At 70.8% G+C, this 14550-nt stretch carries 14 protein-coding genes and 2 pseudogenes; 9 read left to right on the top strand and 7 right to left on the bottom strand.

Going from position 1 to position 14550, the window contains the following annotated elements; genetic code table 11:
- Positions 1–380 precede the first annotated feature (380 nt).
- The 9 genes from CP975_RS34845 to CP975_RS34805 all read left to right on the top strand — a co-directional run bounded on the left by CP975_RS34845 (position 381) and on the right by CP975_RS34805 (position 8934).
- Positions 381–830, top strand: coding sequence for a hypothetical protein (locus CP975_RS34845; protein ID WP_055533296.1), 450 nt, complete (start codon positions 381–383; stop codon positions 828–830).
- 225 nt (positions 831–1055) lie between these two features.
- Positions 1056–2039, top strand: coding sequence for an ArsR/SmtB family transcription factor (locus CP975_RS34840; RefSeq protein WP_055533294.1), 984 nt, complete (start codon positions 1056–1058; stop codon positions 2037–2039).
- A gap of 39 nt (positions 2040–2078) precedes the next feature.
- Positions 2079–3359, top strand: coding sequence for a class V lanthionine synthetase subunit LxmK (gene lxmK, locus CP975_RS34835; RefSeq protein WP_342788009.1), 1281 nt, complete (start codon positions 2079–2081; stop codon positions 3357–3359).
- On the top strand, positions 3356–4336 hold the full coding sequence (locus tag CP975_RS34830; RefSeq protein ID WP_055533290.1) for a T3SS effector HopA1 family protein: 981 nt from the start codon (positions 3356–3358) through the stop codon (positions 4334–4336). Before lxmK ends, CP975_RS34830 begins: the two co-directional genes overlap by 4 nt.
- A 42-nt stretch (positions 4337–4378) precedes the next feature.
- On the top strand, positions 4379–4567 hold the full coding sequence (locus CP975_RS34825; protein WP_055533288.1) for an LxmA leader domain family RiPP: 189 nt from the start codon (positions 4379–4381) through the stop codon (positions 4565–4567).
- A gap of 117 nt (positions 4568–4684) precedes the next feature.
- A complete protein-coding gene (locus CP975_RS34820) occupies positions 4685–5662 on the top strand; it encodes a hypothetical protein (protein WP_150477752.1) in 978 nt (325 codons plus the stop codon).
- Between the two features lie 5 nt (positions 5663–5667).
- Positions 5668–6726, top strand: coding sequence for an LLM class flavin-dependent oxidoreductase (locus tag CP975_RS34815; RefSeq protein ID WP_055533298.1), 1059 nt, complete (start codon positions 5668–5670; stop codon positions 6724–6726).
- Entirely contained in the window at positions 6719–8281 is a 1563-nt protein-coding gene (locus CP975_RS34810; protein WP_150477751.1) for an FAD-dependent monooxygenase, read from the top strand. The genes CP975_RS34815 and CP975_RS34810 overlap by 8 nt, the downstream gene beginning before the upstream one ends.
- Positions 8282–8301: 20 nt before the next feature.
- Positions 8302–8934, top strand: a complete 633-nt coding sequence (locus CP975_RS34805; RefSeq protein WP_055533284.1) for a GNAT family N-acetyltransferase — start codon at positions 8302–8304, stop codon at positions 8932–8934.
- Positions 8935–9040: 106 nt separating this feature from the next.
- On the opposite strand, the pseudogene CP975_RS34800 reads toward CP975_RS34805, so the two are convergent.
- The 7 genes and pseudogenes from CP975_RS34800 to CP975_RS34770 form a co-directional block, all read right to left on the bottom strand.
- Positions 9041–9663 (bottom strand): annotated as a pseudogene (locus CP975_RS34800) (TetR/AcrR family transcriptional regulator).
- An 84-nt stretch (positions 9664–9747) separates the two neighbouring features.
- Positions 9748–10557, bottom strand: a complete 810-nt coding sequence (locus CP975_RS34795; protein WP_055533282.1) for a hypothetical protein — start codon at positions 10555–10557, stop codon at positions 9748–9750.
- Positions 10558–10651: 94 nt separating this feature from the next.
- A pseudogene (locus CP975_RS34790) lies at positions 10652–11329 on the bottom strand (MFS transporter); the annotation flags it as partial.
- A gap of 304 nt (positions 11330–11633) precedes the next feature.
- Positions 11634–12023, bottom strand: a complete 390-nt coding sequence (locus tag CP975_RS34785; RefSeq protein ID WP_055533280.1) for a VOC family protein — start codon at positions 12021–12023, stop codon at positions 11634–11636.
- 72 nt (positions 12024–12095) lie between these two features.
- Positions 12096–12482, bottom strand: a complete 387-nt coding sequence (locus CP975_RS34780; protein ID WP_055531676.1) for a VOC family protein — start codon at positions 12480–12482, stop codon at positions 12096–12098.
- A gap of 230 nt (positions 12483–12712) precedes the next feature.
- Positions 12713–13300, bottom strand: coding sequence for a TetR/AcrR family transcriptional regulator (locus tag CP975_RS34775; protein WP_070321235.1), 588 nt, complete (start codon positions 13298–13300; stop codon positions 12713–12715).
- Positions 13301–13602: 302 nt separating this feature from the next.
- Complete coding sequence (locus CP975_RS34770) at positions 13603–14505, bottom strand: hypothetical protein (protein ID WP_425474305.1); 903 nt, start codon at positions 14503–14505, stop codon at positions 13603–13605.
- Positions 14506–14550: the final 45 nt, after the last annotated feature.

Below are 14550 nucleotides of genomic sequence, written 5' to 3'. Positions count from 1 at the left end.
CCACCAACGCCCCCACTCACAATGAGCGTCGGCAGTGGCGCCGTCGCCATGCTGGCCGGTGCCTACGCACTGGGAGGCGCCAACGTGAGGCGTGGCCAGGGCCCTCTGACCCGGGTCACGCGCGGAGTCCTCTGAATGCTCCGACCGAGCCCCTGGTACCGCCGGACAGCGGTGCCAGGGGCTCTTCGATGTCCGGCCGGCTCCACCGCGCACTCCGGCCCCGGCCGCACCGCGGCCGGGAAATGGGCGGCAAGCGGCAGACTCGAAGTGACCAATGAGCAGCCGGGACAAGGCACTTGCAGTCGAGCACAACCGTTGCGCCGTCCCGTGTGTCTTATCTGGCAGGAGCGACCACTCCTGGTCATCACAAGGGGGAAGCCATGAAGTTCAACCGTTCCGTTCTGACGGGGGCCGCCTTCACCGCCCTGGCCATGGGGAGCGTGACCGCACTGGCGGCGCCCGCCTCCGCGGCGCCCAACACCACGCCGCAGAAGGTTTGCGGCAGCGCGTACAAGACCGTGAACTCGGCGCCTGTCGGCTCCCTGGGCACCGTCTACCTGACGTACAACGCCTCGAACGGCGAGAACTGCGTCGCGACCATCCGGAACAACCCGGGAACCGCGGTCGACATGTCCACCTGGATCACTGTTCCTGACACGGGGGACGCGGCGGAGGACTTCGGGCGGTACACCTCCTACGCGGGACCGGCCTACGCCTACGGCAAGGGCCACTGCATCGACTGGGGCGGCAGCATCAACAACGTGCACGTACAGGTGACCGGCTCCAACTGCGCCACGCTCAAAGAGCACCGGGTCACCTCCGTCCGCTGACCTGCATTCCTGACAGGCCGGCACGAGACTTCGTGCCGGTCTGTCGGCCTGCGCGGCCGGGTGGCGAAGAGGCATGGTGATCACGTGCCGGAAGGTGACCTCGGGTGGTGTCGGCAGTGGCGTACGCGGCCGCGTACGGCTCGCTGGCGGAACCGCGAACGAGCACGGTGACACAAGCCAACCCTCCTGAGCCCGAGACGGCAGAGGTATCTGGGGGAATGACCCATGACGCTGCGATTCCACCTGACCGGCGAGGACCTCACCCGACTGCGGGTGGCGCCCGAACACCACCCGCTGTGGGAGGTGCTGCTCAGCGCCCATCTCCTCGGCAGGACCGAAGGCTCGCCGGACTTCGACGGCTGGCGGGAGAGCACCCGGGCAAAACTCGTTCCTGAGGTACGGCCGCTTCTGGCGCTCACACCACCCCGGGGGTACTCGCCGGACTTTCTCACCCCGACGGGCATCCCCGGGGACATCGACGCCGCGATCGAGACAGTGCTCAGCACTCCGCGCCGGCGGTTGCGCGAAGACATCGACCAACTGGCCGTCGGCCGGGCCCCGGCGGCCTGGGCCGGCGCGGTACGCGACGGCGATCCGGCGGCGTTGCGGCGGCTCGGTACCGCACTGCGGACCTACCACCGCTCCGCCGTCGCACCGTACTCGAACCGGATCGAGGACAGCCTGAGAGCCGAACACGCCCGGCTCGCCGGGGAGTTCCTCGCCGGCGGAATCGAGCGGGTGCTGGCCGCGCTGGCGCCCGTGGCGCAATGGGAGCCGCCGGTACTGACCCTGCCCACTCATCCCGCCGACCGTGACATCCACCTCGACGGGCGGGGCCTGATCCTGCTGCCGTCCTTCTTCTGCCGACGCGCCCCGACGACGCTGCGGAATCCCGACGGTCCCCACGTCCTGGTCTACCCGGTCCAGCAGAACCGAACCTGGCCCGCCTCCGGCCGGACAGCGGGTCGGCGCGGCCTCGCGGCGCTCCTCGGACAGGGCCGCGCCGAAGTGCTCGAAGCGATCCGTGCCGGGCACGCCACCACCACCGCCGTCTCCGGCCGCACCGGTCTCTCCCTCGCCACCGTCTCCCACCACACCGCGGTGCTGCGCGAAGCCGGACTCATCACCACCAGCCGTACGGGAAGCAGCGTCCGCCACGAGATCACCTCGATCGGTGACCAGTTGGTCTGCGGCCGGCAGGGACGTTGAGCGAGACGTCGGCGACCACGCTGGCCGATTCTGTTCGTCGTGTGTCAAACCGCCTTTCGAGCACCATCGAAAGGCTTGCCCGCCGCAGGGAACTCAACAAGCGTAAGACGCGACCCAGAGAGCGCGATCCGTGCCTCTGAACACTTTCGGGGTGCGGTGCAACAACCATTGGTCGCGCAAGCGCATACGGGGGATGCAGTGCTGTCACACGACACCGTCGACATCCATTCGATACCTCGGCAACAAGTGGTCTCCCCACACCTGTCCGCTGTTCCCGAGGTGGCCAGGGTCCTGCGGCGACTAGGCCTGGGGTGCTTGCCGGCCGGGGCGGTGGAGTCCTTTGCCGGCCGCAACGACAACTGGGCGGGCACCACGTCGACCGGTGCGGCGGTCTTTGTGAAGCAGGTGGCCGATCGCGATCCGGCGCGTCCGGGATTCCACCGCGCGGTGAGCTTCGAGAGATTCATCGCGCGTACGCCGGTACCCGGTCTGCTCGCCCCTCGCTGCGTCGGCTGGGACGAGCCATCCGGCCTGCAGGTCTTCGCATGGCTGAGGGGCACGCGGTCGGGGGCCGAACTGATCGCCGACCGCGCCTTCGCAGAAGTCCACGCGCATCAGGTCGGCCGCGCGATCGGCGCCCTGCACGGCGCGGGGTTCGACGAGCGGGACGGTATCGACCGAACGCCACCGCCCTTGCCGTCGGTCGAGCTGCTGAGGGCCCTGCCGCTGCGGCACTTCCTCGAAGCGACGGCGGCCGAGCTGGCGTTCTGGCAGCTGCTCCAGCCCGACCGGCAGCTCGTGGACGCGCTGGCCGCGCTGCGCGAGGCCGAAGCGGCGGCGGAGCCCCGGCCGGTGCACGGGGACCTCAGGCTGGATCAGCTCCTCGTCGACGGGGACGCGGTGTTCGTCACCGACTGGGAGGAGTTCCGCCTCGGAGACCCGGCTCGCGACGTGGGCGGCTTCGTCGGTGACTGGCTGTCCTACGCGGTGCGGGGCATCACCGCCGTCGACGATGCGGACACCACCGCCCTCTCGGACCACGACATCATCGCCCGCGGCACCGCGGAACTGACCCGGGTACGCCCCCTGCTGCGGTCCTTCTGGGCCGGATACCGGCAAGCGCGTCCGGTCCGCGATCCGCAGCTGGAGTCGCGTGCCACGGCTTTCGCCGGCTGGCACATGTTCGACCGGCTGCTGGCCACCTCTCAGCGCAGTCCCCGGTTGTCCGCCGTGCAGCGGGCGGGAGCCGGGGTCGGCCGGAACGCGGTCCTCGCGCCACAGCGCTTTGCCGGCGTGCTCGGGCTGGACGTGACCGTATGAGCGACGCGCTGTCCCCCGCGCTGGTCAGGGCGCTCACCGCGATCACCGTGCACGCCCCGGAACTCCGTGCCAGGGTCGCGGACCGTGCGGTGACCGCGGCCAACGTCCGCGAACTGCGCTCCCGGCTGGCCAACGCCGTATACGACGTGTTCCACCAGGGACGGGCCGACAGCACCGGACCGGTGCCCCGGACCCTGCGCGATCCGGACGTGGAGCGCGACCTCCTGGAGGCCACCCCCCATGGCCTCACCGAGCAGCCGGCCCGTCTCGTCGCGGACGACGGGAGCGGGACCGCGGTGGTCCTGCTGCACGGTGTGCGCGTGACGGTTCCCGCGCACACCGTCCGACGTCCCACGAGGGGGTCCGGGACCCCGTCGGTGCTCGTCCGCATCCCGGCGACCCGCGCCGCGCTGTCGCCGGGATTCTTCCTCGCCCACGGCTCCCGGGGGATCCTCCCGGCGTCGGCACGGCTGTTCCGCCTCTACCTGCACGTGCGCGACGAGGCCGCCGCCGTGCGCGTGTGGAGCTGCCTCCTGAACGAACTGGAGACGCTGGAACTGCGCTACCAGGCCAAGGTGCTCTCCACCCGCTCTTCGTACCCACGCCAGGACGCGGTCGTCGTGTACCTGGACCAGGACGCGTGGCCCGCAGCGAACGGCCTGGCGTCCGCCGTCGCCGGGCTCGACGGCCTGGGCCGGTCCGTCTCACCGTTCTGCGAGCCGCTGGCGCCCGGCGTCTCCAGGGCCCAGGAGCCGGTCGACGCCAGGCCCGGCCGCAGCGGGCTCAGCTTCGGCGAACACCGCGCCGGCGCCATCGCGGAAGGACTCCTCGACGCCGCCCTGCGAAACGGCGCCGGTACGCAGGAGGCCGTGGCCGCCGCACTCCGCGCCGCCGGCGTCGATCCGCTCCGCCCCCACCTCAACACGGCCACGAACGAAGGGTTTCCGGAGCGCCGCCGTGGCGTGCCGGAGAGCTAGAAGAGATCACTGGCAGAGAACACAGAGAACAGGGGAAAACACATGCAGGTCGTCGAAGTCCCTCAGTTCACCGACACCGCCGACACCATCGACACCGGAGAGCTGTTCGCGGGGTACCGCACCTACACCGACGCGGGCGAGCTCGACTCCGTGTTCGGGCAGGAGGAGGCCACCGCCGCGACGGTCACGATCATCTCCACCGCGACCATCATCGTGAGCTGTCTGTGCTGATCGCCGTCGAGGCGTAGGCCCGATCACCGCGGGCGCCCCTGTTCCCCTGTATCCGGCGCATGGGGCGCTCGCGGTTCCGCCCGAATCAGGCCAGTGGACGAGAGGACCGCGAATCCGGTGCAACCGCAGGTGAAGCAGGTGTCGGCGTTCGGCAACGGCAACGTCGGAACGGTCGTGCGGAAGGTGGGCGACGGTACGTACCACTGGGTGCGCACCGCCGGCCGGCTGCGCGCCGCGCCGCTGTGGGCCGCGCCCGCCCCGGTACTGCGCGCCCTGTCCTCGGCGAGCACGGACAGGCTGGAGGTGGCCGTCGTCGAGACGATCGACAACACGCAGCACTTCAGGCTCCCGGGCCCGTCGAGCGTGGCGTTCGACGTGCTGTTCAAACGAGTGGAGCCCGAGGAGTTCACCGTACTGCTGCGGGAAACGGGCCGGGTCGTGCGGCGCGTCCACGATCTCCCACCGGTCGAGGGGTTCGACGAACCACCGGCGCTCCTGGTCGGTCTCGCCTCGTGGCTGGCCACGGGTCGTGGGCCGCGTGATGCCCACACCCTGCACACCCTGGCTTTTGACCGGCTCGGCAGCCGGCGATGGCAGCGGCTTCGGCGGTGGTGCGACGACCTCGTCGGCGACGTCCGCACCCGACGGCTCCTGCACGGTGCCGTCGGAATCGGTCAGGTCGTCCCGTGGCCCGGACATGACCGCGCCTCCCTGCTGGCCGGGACGCACACCGGCGTGGGCGCACCGGCCTGGGATCTCGGGTCCTGCCTGGGGCAGCTGCTGGAACTGCGCGAGACCGGGCGCCGCGGATTCGCCGGGCGACCGCCCGACAGCGACTACGGCGCCCTCGCCGCGGCATTCCTGGCCGGCTACGGCAACGTGGCCGATCCCGTCGCGGTCGGTCACGCCGCCGTGTTGACCTGCCTCAACCACCTCCGCATGTTCGTGACGTACGGCACCTGGCACGATGATGTCGCCCTCCATGTCGACCTGGTGCGCGACCTTGTCGACGAAGAGGGCGGCAGCGCGCTGCGGGGCGGAGCCTGGGCCACCGCCCCGGTAACCGACGGCGACCGACCGTCCGCGGTGCGGTGAAGGCGATGACGAACGCACCGCTTCCCACGCCCGGGGTGATCGTCCCGGTACAGATCACGCGTCCCGACACGGTGGCACCGTTCGCCACGTTGGTACGCGACACCGATGCCCGAAGGCTGTGGACGGGGCAGGGCTTCGCCACCGATGCCCACCAGGTCTTCGCCCACCTCGCGGGCCGGGGCCTGGCCGTGCCGACGGGGATCTCGGTGGGCCTGATGGCGCTGCGCCATCCGTTCGAGGCGGCGCTCCAGGCGCGCACCCTGTCCGTGGTCACCGGGTTCCCGGTGGTCGCGGGGTACGGGCCGGGCGAGCCGGAGTTCGTCGAGGCGCTGGGTGGCACGCGATACCCGGCACCCGTGTCGTTCTCCCGGCGGTACGCGCAGGAGGTCCGCTCCCTGCTGCACGGTGAGCCGGCGCCGGCCGACGGCGGACACCGAGCCGGGCGCGCCCGGCTGCCCGCCTTCGACCACCCGATGCCCGAGGTCGGTCTCGGCGTGCTCCGGCCGGCCATGGCGCGTGCCGCCGGAGCGGTCGCGGACGTCGCGATCACGTGGCTGACGCCGCCCCCCTATGTCGCCCGTACGATCGTGCCCGCCCTTGAAGCCGGTGCCGCCGGACGCCGGACGCCCGCCCCCGGGCCCGGCTCCGACGGACGGCCCACGGTCCCGCGCATCGTGACGGTGGTGCCCGTAGCGCTCGCCGGCAAGGGCCGGGACCCGGAAGTGCTCGCCTTCCACGCCGCCCGCCACCACATGAGCGTGCCGCACTACGCGGACATGCTGCGCCGGGCCGGGGTCGCCCTCGACCCGGCCGACCCTCGGGCCTCGTCGCGGGCGCTCATCGAGTCCGGTGCGTTCGTCACCGGTGACGCCGACCAGGTCGTGGGTGCGCTGGAGCGGTACCGGGACGCCGGAGTGGACGAGGTGGTCCTCAATCCGGCGGGCGTGCTGGCGACGGAAGGACTTCCCGCGGCCGTGCGGGACGTCGAGGAGATCCTCGCGGCGGTGGCCTCGCGCAATCGGGTCGCAGGGCGTTCCGGTGAGGAGGCGAAGACTCGTGGATGACAGCGATGTACCCGTGCTCATCGTCGGCGCGGGACCGACCGGGCTCGCCCTCGCATGTGACCTCGCCCGCCGCGGTGTGGGATGCCGGATCGTGGACCGGGCCCCGGTGTTCCCGTCCGGGTCGCGGGGCAAGAGCGTCCAGCCGCGGACCCTGGAGGTGCTGGACGACCTGGGCGTGCTGGACGAGGTGAGGGCTTACGGGGGCCCCGTCCTGCCCTACCGCGCCTACGACCGCGACCGGGTGCTGGGCGTCTGGCCGAGCGCGCGGCAGCGGGCGGCCACGGCGCAGGTGCCTTATCCGAACGTCCTGATGGTCGCCCAGGAGCGGGTCGAGGACGCGCTGCGCAAACGGCTTGCCCGGCACGGGGTGCGGGTACGGTTCGGCACCGAGCTGCTCACCTTCGCCGCCGACGACGAGGGCGTCACCGCGACCCTGGCCGACCGAAGCACCGTCGAGCAGGTCCGGGCGCGGTACCTGGTGGCCGCCGACGGGGGCCGCAGCGTCGTGCGCAAGCAACTGGAGATCCCCTTCGAGGGCGTGACCTACGATTCCCAACACATCACGGTGGCCGACGTGGAAGCCGACGGCCTGGACCGCGCTCACTGCCACGTGTGGCCACGGGCCGCCGAAGGGACGATCGCCCTCTATCCCCTCCCCGCCGGCCGCTCGTTCCAACTGACGGCCGACGGCGACCTCGGCGACCGCGCGGACTCGCTGCGCGACGCCTTCGCGCAGCGGACCGACAGCATGGGCATCCGGCTGCGCGAGGTGAGCTGGATGTCGACGTACCGGGTGGTGATCCGCGCGGCCCAACGGTTCAGGGCCGGCCGCGTGTTCCTCGCCGGCGACGCTGCTCACGTCTACCCGCCCGCGGGCGGGCAGGGCATGAACGCGGGCATCCAGGATGCCTACAACCTCGGCTGGAAGCTCGCGCGTGTTCTCGCGGGCGCCCCCTCGTCCCTGCTCGACACCTACGAGGCCGAGCGCGTGCCGATCGCTGCCCGGACGCTGGAGACCGTCTCGGAGCTGTACCACCGTTCGCTGCTCGGAGACCCCAAGGGCCGGACGGACCCGCCGGACAGCGGTCAACTGGCCGTCAGCTACCGGGGCGGGCCGCTGGCACTCGACCACCGCGGCCGGGCGAGTGGCCTTCGGGCGGGCGACCGGGCGCCGGACGCGCCGTGCCATGATCGCCGCGGAAAGGCAGTGCGGCTCTTCGACGTGTTCCGCGGGCCGCAGACGACCGTGCTGGCCTTCGGCTCCCGATACGCGCAGTCCGGCACCGCGGCAGACGAACTCCATGCCGACTCCGCAGCTGTTCGTGTCGTCGTCCGGCCGGGCGACAGCGCACCCGGCACCGCGATCGTGGACACGCATGGGCACGCCCATCGGGCGTACGACATCACGGCGGACACGGTCGTCGCCGTCCGGCCGGACGGCCACATCGGCATGATCTGCGAACACGCCGCTCTCGCGGACGTGTACCGGCACCTTGAGGCGCTCGGATGCGGCGATGCCGGGAGCGGCTGCGCGGAACCCGGGCCTCGGCCCTGAGTCGAAGGGAAACGGTGACAGTGACGGACGTCGCGGCGGGACCGACCACCGGATGCGAGCACGACAGGCACGAAATCCGCACACCACGGCTGGTCCTGCGCACCCCGACGGTGCTCGACCTCGCCGCAGGCAACGCCAGTGGCAGCGACCCCGAGGCGCAGCGGTGGCTCGGTTTCCCCGAGGAGGCGATCGTCCCCGAACCGCAGCGCGGTGAACTGCTGGCCGCGGAGCCGGGCCGCGGCGAGTTCCGGGACCTCAGCCGGCTGTTCCCCGACTCCACCGCGCTCGTAGCGGCCGATCACGCGCTGGAACAGCACGTCGGCACCGTCGCTGTCGAGGTTCACCCCTGCGGGCTCCACCACGCCGGTGGCTGGCTCGCGCCCCGGTTCCGCGGGCGAGGGCTCGGAGCGGAGCTGTTCGCGGGTGCGGCGCTGCTCGCCCACGAGCACCTCGGCATCACAGAACTGCACGCGGCCGCCGAAGAGGAGAACGTGGCGATCCACCGGGCGCTGACCGCCGCCGGCTTCGTCGAAGCGCAGGGCCCCGCCACGCATAGGCTGATGAATGGCCGGGTCGTCCCCGTGCTCTGGTACGCGCACCGCGCGGCGGACACCCGGCACTGCGCCCCGTCACCCGTCCGTCGCGGAGCCTGAGCAGCTCCGGGGTCACCGCCGGTGGTCCGGCGATGGGCCGCCCCGGACCTGCCTCGTGACGTCTGGACCTGTTCAGCGCCCTTGAAGTCCAGGGGCGCCCCGAGTCTCATCCGGCCGGCTGCCCCGCGCCCGTGAGGTGGTCGGTCACTGACAAAGCCTCAGGGAGAGAGCCGCCGTCGAGGAGTGAGCGAAAGGTCGCGGCGGCATCGTCGTCCAGCGACGGGAGGCTGCCGCTGAGCTGGAGGGTGGCGAAGCCGTGGGCCAGCGACCAGGCGGCCAGTCCGGCGCGCCGGACGTCGGGGGCGCGCCGGGCGGCAGGGAGGTCCTCGACCCCTGCGTACAGCGCGCGGGAGGCGCGCTCCTTGGCGGCTGCCAGCTCGGGTCGTCGCCGTGGAGCAGCTGGGGCCGGAACATCACCTCGAAGTGGGCCGGATGGCCGAGGGCGAACTCCACGTAACGCACGCCCATTTCACGCAACCGGTGCGCGGCGTCGGCCGGCACCGCGGTCAGGGCGTCGGCTAGCAACTCGAAACCTTCCCGGGCGATCGCGGTGAGCAGCCCGGCTTTGTCCTCGAAGTGGTGGGCGGGGGCGGCGTGGGAGACCTCGGCGCGGCGGGCGAGGTCTCGGAGGCTGATCGCGGCGACGCCGTCGCTTCGGATGACCTCGAGCGCGGTGGAGAGGAGGGCTCGGCGCAGATCTCCGTGGTGGTACGTGCGTGGTGCGGCCATGGTTCACGAGGCTTTCCCGTCACCCTCCGGGAATCCAAGGGATCGCACGGTTCGGGTGCGATGTGGCTGGTGCCGGGCCTGGGGTCAGCGGCGGCGGTACATCACGTACAGCTTGCCTTCGTGACGAGCGGCGCTGACCTCGTCGAAGGGTTTGATGGGGTTGGCGGCGCCGCCTGAGCCGACGTAGTGGAGGAGGCTCCAGTCCAGGGTGAGGGGTTTGTAGTAGGAGGCGCGCAGTGCTCCGTCGGCGTCGCGCAGGAAGATCCACGGGGTAGTGGCGGTCAGCCAGCCGACGTGCTCGGCGAGCGTGGGCCCGCACGTGGTTTCCCAGGCCGGGGCCGACTTGCGGGACCAGGGAAAGCCAGTCGGCGTGGTGGGATCTTCACGGACGATGCTCACGGTGTTGTCCATCTGGCGGATGGCCTTGTGAAGCGAACCGCCGATCCGGCACATTCCAACGGGGCTGGGGGACTTCCACTGAAAGGGAAACTCGATCCGGTTGCTCCACCCGGAGGCGCCTTTGGTCCAGTCGTAGGTGAGGTGGGATGGCTCCGGCTCCGTGACTGAGAGGAGCAGGTTGTTGTTCGCGAGTACCCCCAGGGCGGGGGCCCGTAGGGTTTGTACGGCCTGGGGAACCTGTCGCACTGGGGTCCAGGTCGAGCCGTCGAAGGCGCTCCAGTGCGTGGTGTCGTCGATAGTGTGGACGACGGCGCAGTAGAGCTTGTTATCGGCTACCGCCAGGGCCAGTGGGAGCAGGCTCACCCAGCTGTTGAGGTGGACGGGCTCAGTCCAGGCTCCGTTGACCAGGCTGGTCGACATCACCGCTTGGTCGTTGTGGCGGACGAAGGCGGCGTAGAGAGTGCCTTGGTAGGAGGCCAGTGCGGGGGCGGTCATGGATTTCCGGGGGCATCGGCGCCGAGCCACGCCACCAAGACCGTCAACGTGCGGCGGTCTTGACGGTGGGGGTCTTGGACCACATCTCCGCCTTCATCACGCTGTCGAGGTCGGCGAGCAGCATGCCGGTCAGGTCCAGCCGTGTGGCGTGGGGGGCGGTGGACTCGGTGAGGTAGCGGCGGCCCAGGAGCAGGCCTGCGATGCCTACGGGCAGGTTGATCAGGAAAATGGCGCGCCACTCGAGGCCGAGCAGGTTCCACTGGGTCAGGACACCGCCCAGGACGGGCCCGGCGATGGCGCCCAGGCCGATCACGGCGCCGTACATGCCGAAGACCTTGCCGCGCTCGTGCGCGGGGAAGGTGACGTGGACGATGGCGAGCACCTGGGGGACCATGAGGGCGGCCATGGCGCCTTGCAAGACGCGGGCGGTGATGAGCATCTCGGGGCCGGCGGCTGCGCCGCACAAGGCCGAGGCGAGGGTGAAGCCAGACATGCCGAGCAGGAAGAGGCGTTTGCGGCCGTAGAGGTCGCCGAGGCGGCCGCTGGTGATCAGGCCGGCTGCGAAGGCGAGGACGTATCCCTCGGTGATCCACTGGATCGCTGCGTAGGTGGCGCCCAGGTCTTTTTGGATGCTGGGGATGGCGACGTTGACGATCGTGACGTCCACCAGGTCCATCAGGGTGGCGGTCATGACCACCGCGAGGGCGATCCAGCGGCTGCGGTCGGTGACCGGGCCGGATATGTGCGCGGTGATGCTGGCGGAGTGGTTCATGACAGGACTTCGATTCTTGTGGCGCGGCAGGCCCGGGGGTTGGCGCGGCGGGGCCGGGCGAGGTGGTTACCGGTGGGCTCGCAGTCCCCGCCGCGCGGGGTGGCGGCCGGGGCGGCACGGTGACGGGTGCGGCCCGGTTCGCGGGGCAGGGCCGGCGGGCCGCGCGAGGGTGGCGGCCCGCCGGGCGCCGGCCGACGCAACCGGTCGGCGTCCGGCGGATGCACGAGTGCGGGGCCGGCCGGAAGCGGGCCGGCGTGGTGCCGGGGTGGCGCTTCCGCGATAGCGGTGGGGCCTGGGGCAGGCTCTAGCCGACGTTGACGGTGGCCTTGTCGTTGACGCCGATGACGTAGCCGTCGGGGTCACGGAAGTAGAACAGGCGCACCCCGGAGTGGTCCTGGCCGAGCGGTTTGACGATCTCGGCGTGCTGGGCGATCCGGTCGTGGGCGGCCTGGAGGTCGTCCACGCCGAGGTAGTGCATGCCCGCGAAGCCGATGGGGGTGTCCGCCAGGACGGGCAGCCAGTCCTTCAGGTCGGCGTTGCTGTAGAGCATGGCGCAGAACTCGCCCTGGTAGAAGAGCATGTGGATATCGTCGCCGAGCTTGGCGCCGCTGGAGTCCACGTCGAAGCCGAGCTGCTGGTAGAAGGCGATGCTGGCCGCGGTGTCCTTGACGCTGAAGCAGGGTGCGTAGGTCATGGTCGGTTCTCCCGTCGGGTGTGCCCTGCCCGCTGGCCGGGCGGGGCTGGTGGCTGGGGGCGGGTCCGGGGGTCAGGTCCCGCGTTCGCACAGGAACCAGTCGTTGCCCCAGGGGTCCTGGAACACGGCGACCTTGACCGGGCCGGTCTGCCGGGCGGGGGCGGCGACCGTCCCGCCGGCCGCTTCGATGGCGGCGAGGGTGGCGTCGATGTCGTCGGTGTTGAGGAACGGGACGGGCTTTCCGGTCTTCCAGAACTTCGACAGGTCGCCCGACTGCGGGTTGCCCTCCCACATCAGGCCGACCTGGCTGCCGCCGTCGCCGGTGCCCATGATCGGGTAGCCGGGGATGTCCACGTCCACGGTCCATCCGAACGTCTCGGTGTAGAACTTCCGCGCTGCTTCGTGGCCCTCCCTGGGGACGGTGATGTCCATCAGGTTGAAGGCGTTCGTCTTGGTCATGATCTGTGCCTTTCTTGATCTTCCGGGGCCTCCGGGACTTCCCGCCGGCGCTCCGAACCAAACCCCAGATGCCCGTTTTAGGCCTTTAGGGTGCTTTCAGTGTAGCTCATCATTACGGACGTGCGTACTGATGAGCTGAAAAAGGGATGCCGTGCCGTTGGCCACCAATACCTAGACGAAGGCCCCGCCCGGCACCCAACCAGCCGGGCGGGGCAAGTGCACCCCTTGCCTCACCGGGGGCGGGCCGCTACCGCGTGGCGCAGGATTGCCAGGACGTACGCACGGTCCGGCGGGGCGGGGAAGGTCATCGCCTGCAGGCACAGCCCGTTCATGAGCGGCGGGAGACAGGCGGCGACGGACGCCCCCACGACCGGGGTCATCGCCTCAATGCTGTGCCGGGTCAGCCGCTCGGCCACCCCCCGCAGTCCAGGACGGCGCAGAGCGGCCAGGTACAGCTCGAACTCCGTCATCGCCATGGTCCGCCCCTCACCCCCCAGGCACGCCATGACCCCGTCCGTCAGCGCCTCGGCCAGCTGCTCGGGAGTGTCCTCGGCGTGCTCGGCGGCCCAGGCCTTCATAGAGGCGGCGAACCGGTCCGCGGCCCGGCCCAGAGCGGCGTGGATCATCGCCTCCCGGTCCTTGAAGTAGTACGTCGTCGAGCTCAGAGAGACATCCGCCCGCTCGGCGACCACCCGGTGGCTCAACCCCTCGATGCCCCGCTCGGCGATCAGCTCCTCGACCACCTCGATGATCCGCTCCTGCCGGTTCGGGTCATGCCGCCGCGTCCGCCGTGGGCGCGCACCCGCACCATCCGCCACACGCCCCCCGCCGTCTTCTGCCCCGGTCGTCTCCATCGTCTCCCTTTCCTCATCGGTACAAACGTACGTACCTATAACAGAGAGTACCGGGGACCCACCCCTGGCTGGACGGGCAGAACGTGTGCCCTCCCGCGAGCGGGAGCCGCAGCACTGCTGCCTGATGTGCTGTGGGGGCGTGTGCTCAACGGGAGGGTCGGCCATACGGCAGCAGGCTCCTGTGCCTGCTTCCACGCGCCGGTTCCCATGAGAGGCCGGTGGGCAGGGTGAAGCATGCGCACCTCCGGCCTGCGCGGGCCCCGCGGTCACACGGCACGCCGCCCACGCAGCCGGCCCCGTGCAGCCCCGTGGCAAGGAAGCCCATGCACCATGCCCACCGGAGGGCCACCTCGCGCCTCACAGCCGCCCTCGCTCTGACCGCAACCCTGCTGACCGGAACGTCGCTGGCCCACGTAGGTCCGGCCGTGCTTCGACCTGGTCGCCGCGCTCGCCAACTGGCCATGCAGGTAGCGGCCGCGGCGAAGACGCTGGGTCGGCAGCTCCAGTGTCAGCAGCGAGCCGCACTCCTGCCGACGCAGCCCAGAACTCAGCACCAACTGCACGAAGCTGGTGTTCCGCAGCTCGGTGCGCGATTCCCACCCCAGCCCGGCGACGCCGGCACGGGTATGGCCACGCAGCCCGATGTCCAGCCACAGGTCCCAGGTCCGCGGCGTCAGCCACGACACCCGCGAGCTCACCGCGTCCGGCACCCGGTCCTCGCGCCGGGAGACATCCACCGGCAGCGGGTAGACCTTGCCCCACTTGAACAGCTTCGTGAACGCCGCCGCCTCACGCTCCCACTTCGACCCACCGATCCGACCCGGGTTCTCCGGCGCATCACACCGCCAGTGCCGGTAGTCCGCCAGGTCCTGCCGTGTCGCCTCCCGCCACATCAGCCCACGCGAGGACAGGAAATTCAGCAACAGCCGGTAATCCGTTCCGTAATTACGCTTCGTCTCCCGCTCCAGATTCCGGAAGACCGCGGACCGAACGAAATCCAGGAAATCCCGGTCCACCATGCCGTCCGGCCGTAAGTACACCGGATCCCCCGGCCTCAGGCCGATGCGAGCCACTGCCTCCGGCAGGTCCTGTACCCCAAGGAGACCCTCGGCCGGCAACGTTCCCCAGCGACCTGGGTCTGGCACCCACTCCACGTGCCACTCGCCCATCTAGACCCCTCCTGATGTGCTTGAACACATCAGATCATCAGGGAA

The organism is Streptomyces alboniger (assembly GCF_008704395.1).
GTDB classification, from domain to species: domain Bacteria; phylum Actinomycetota; class Actinomycetes; order Streptomycetales; family Streptomycetaceae; genus Streptomyces; species Streptomyces alboniger.
The sequence above is the reverse complement of the archived record's forward strand: the minus strand, read 5'-3'. Positions and strand labels throughout refer to the sequence as shown.

Coding starts and splice junctions, on each gene's coding strand:
- CP975_RS34825 (WP_055533288.1), top strand. CDS start 4,379: ATGCAGGTCGTCGAAGTCCCTCAGTTCACCGACACCGCCGACACCATC.
- CP975_RS34785 (WP_055533280.1), bottom strand. CDS start 12,023: ATGACCTACGCACCCTGCTTCAGCGTCAAGGACACCGCGGCCAGCATC.
- CP975_RS34840 (WP_055533294.1), top strand. CDS start 1,056: ATGACGCTGCGATTCCACCTGACCGGCGAGGACCTCACCCGACTGCGG.
- CP975_RS34815 (WP_055533298.1), top strand. CDS start 5,668: ATGACGAACGCACCGCTTCCCACGCCCGGGGTGATCGTCCCGGTACAG.
- CP975_RS34780 (WP_055531676.1), bottom strand. CDS start 12,482: ATGACCAAGACGAACGCCTTCAACCTGATGGACATCACCGTCCCCAGG.
- CP975_RS34845 (WP_055533296.1), top strand. CDS start 381: ATGAAGTTCAACCGTTCCGTTCTGACGGGGGCCGCCTTCACCGCCCTG.
- CP975_RS34770 (WP_425474305.1), bottom strand. CDS start 14,505: ATGGGCGAGTGGCACGTGGAGTGGGTGCCAGACCCAGGTCGCTGGGGA.
- CP975_RS34795 (WP_055533282.1), bottom strand. CDS start 10,557: ATGACCGCCCCCGCACTGGCCTCCTACCAAGGCACTCTCTACGCCGCC.
- CP975_RS34830 (WP_055533290.1), top strand. CDS start 3,356: ATGAGCGACGCGCTGTCCCCCGCGCTGGTCAGGGCGCTCACCGCGATC.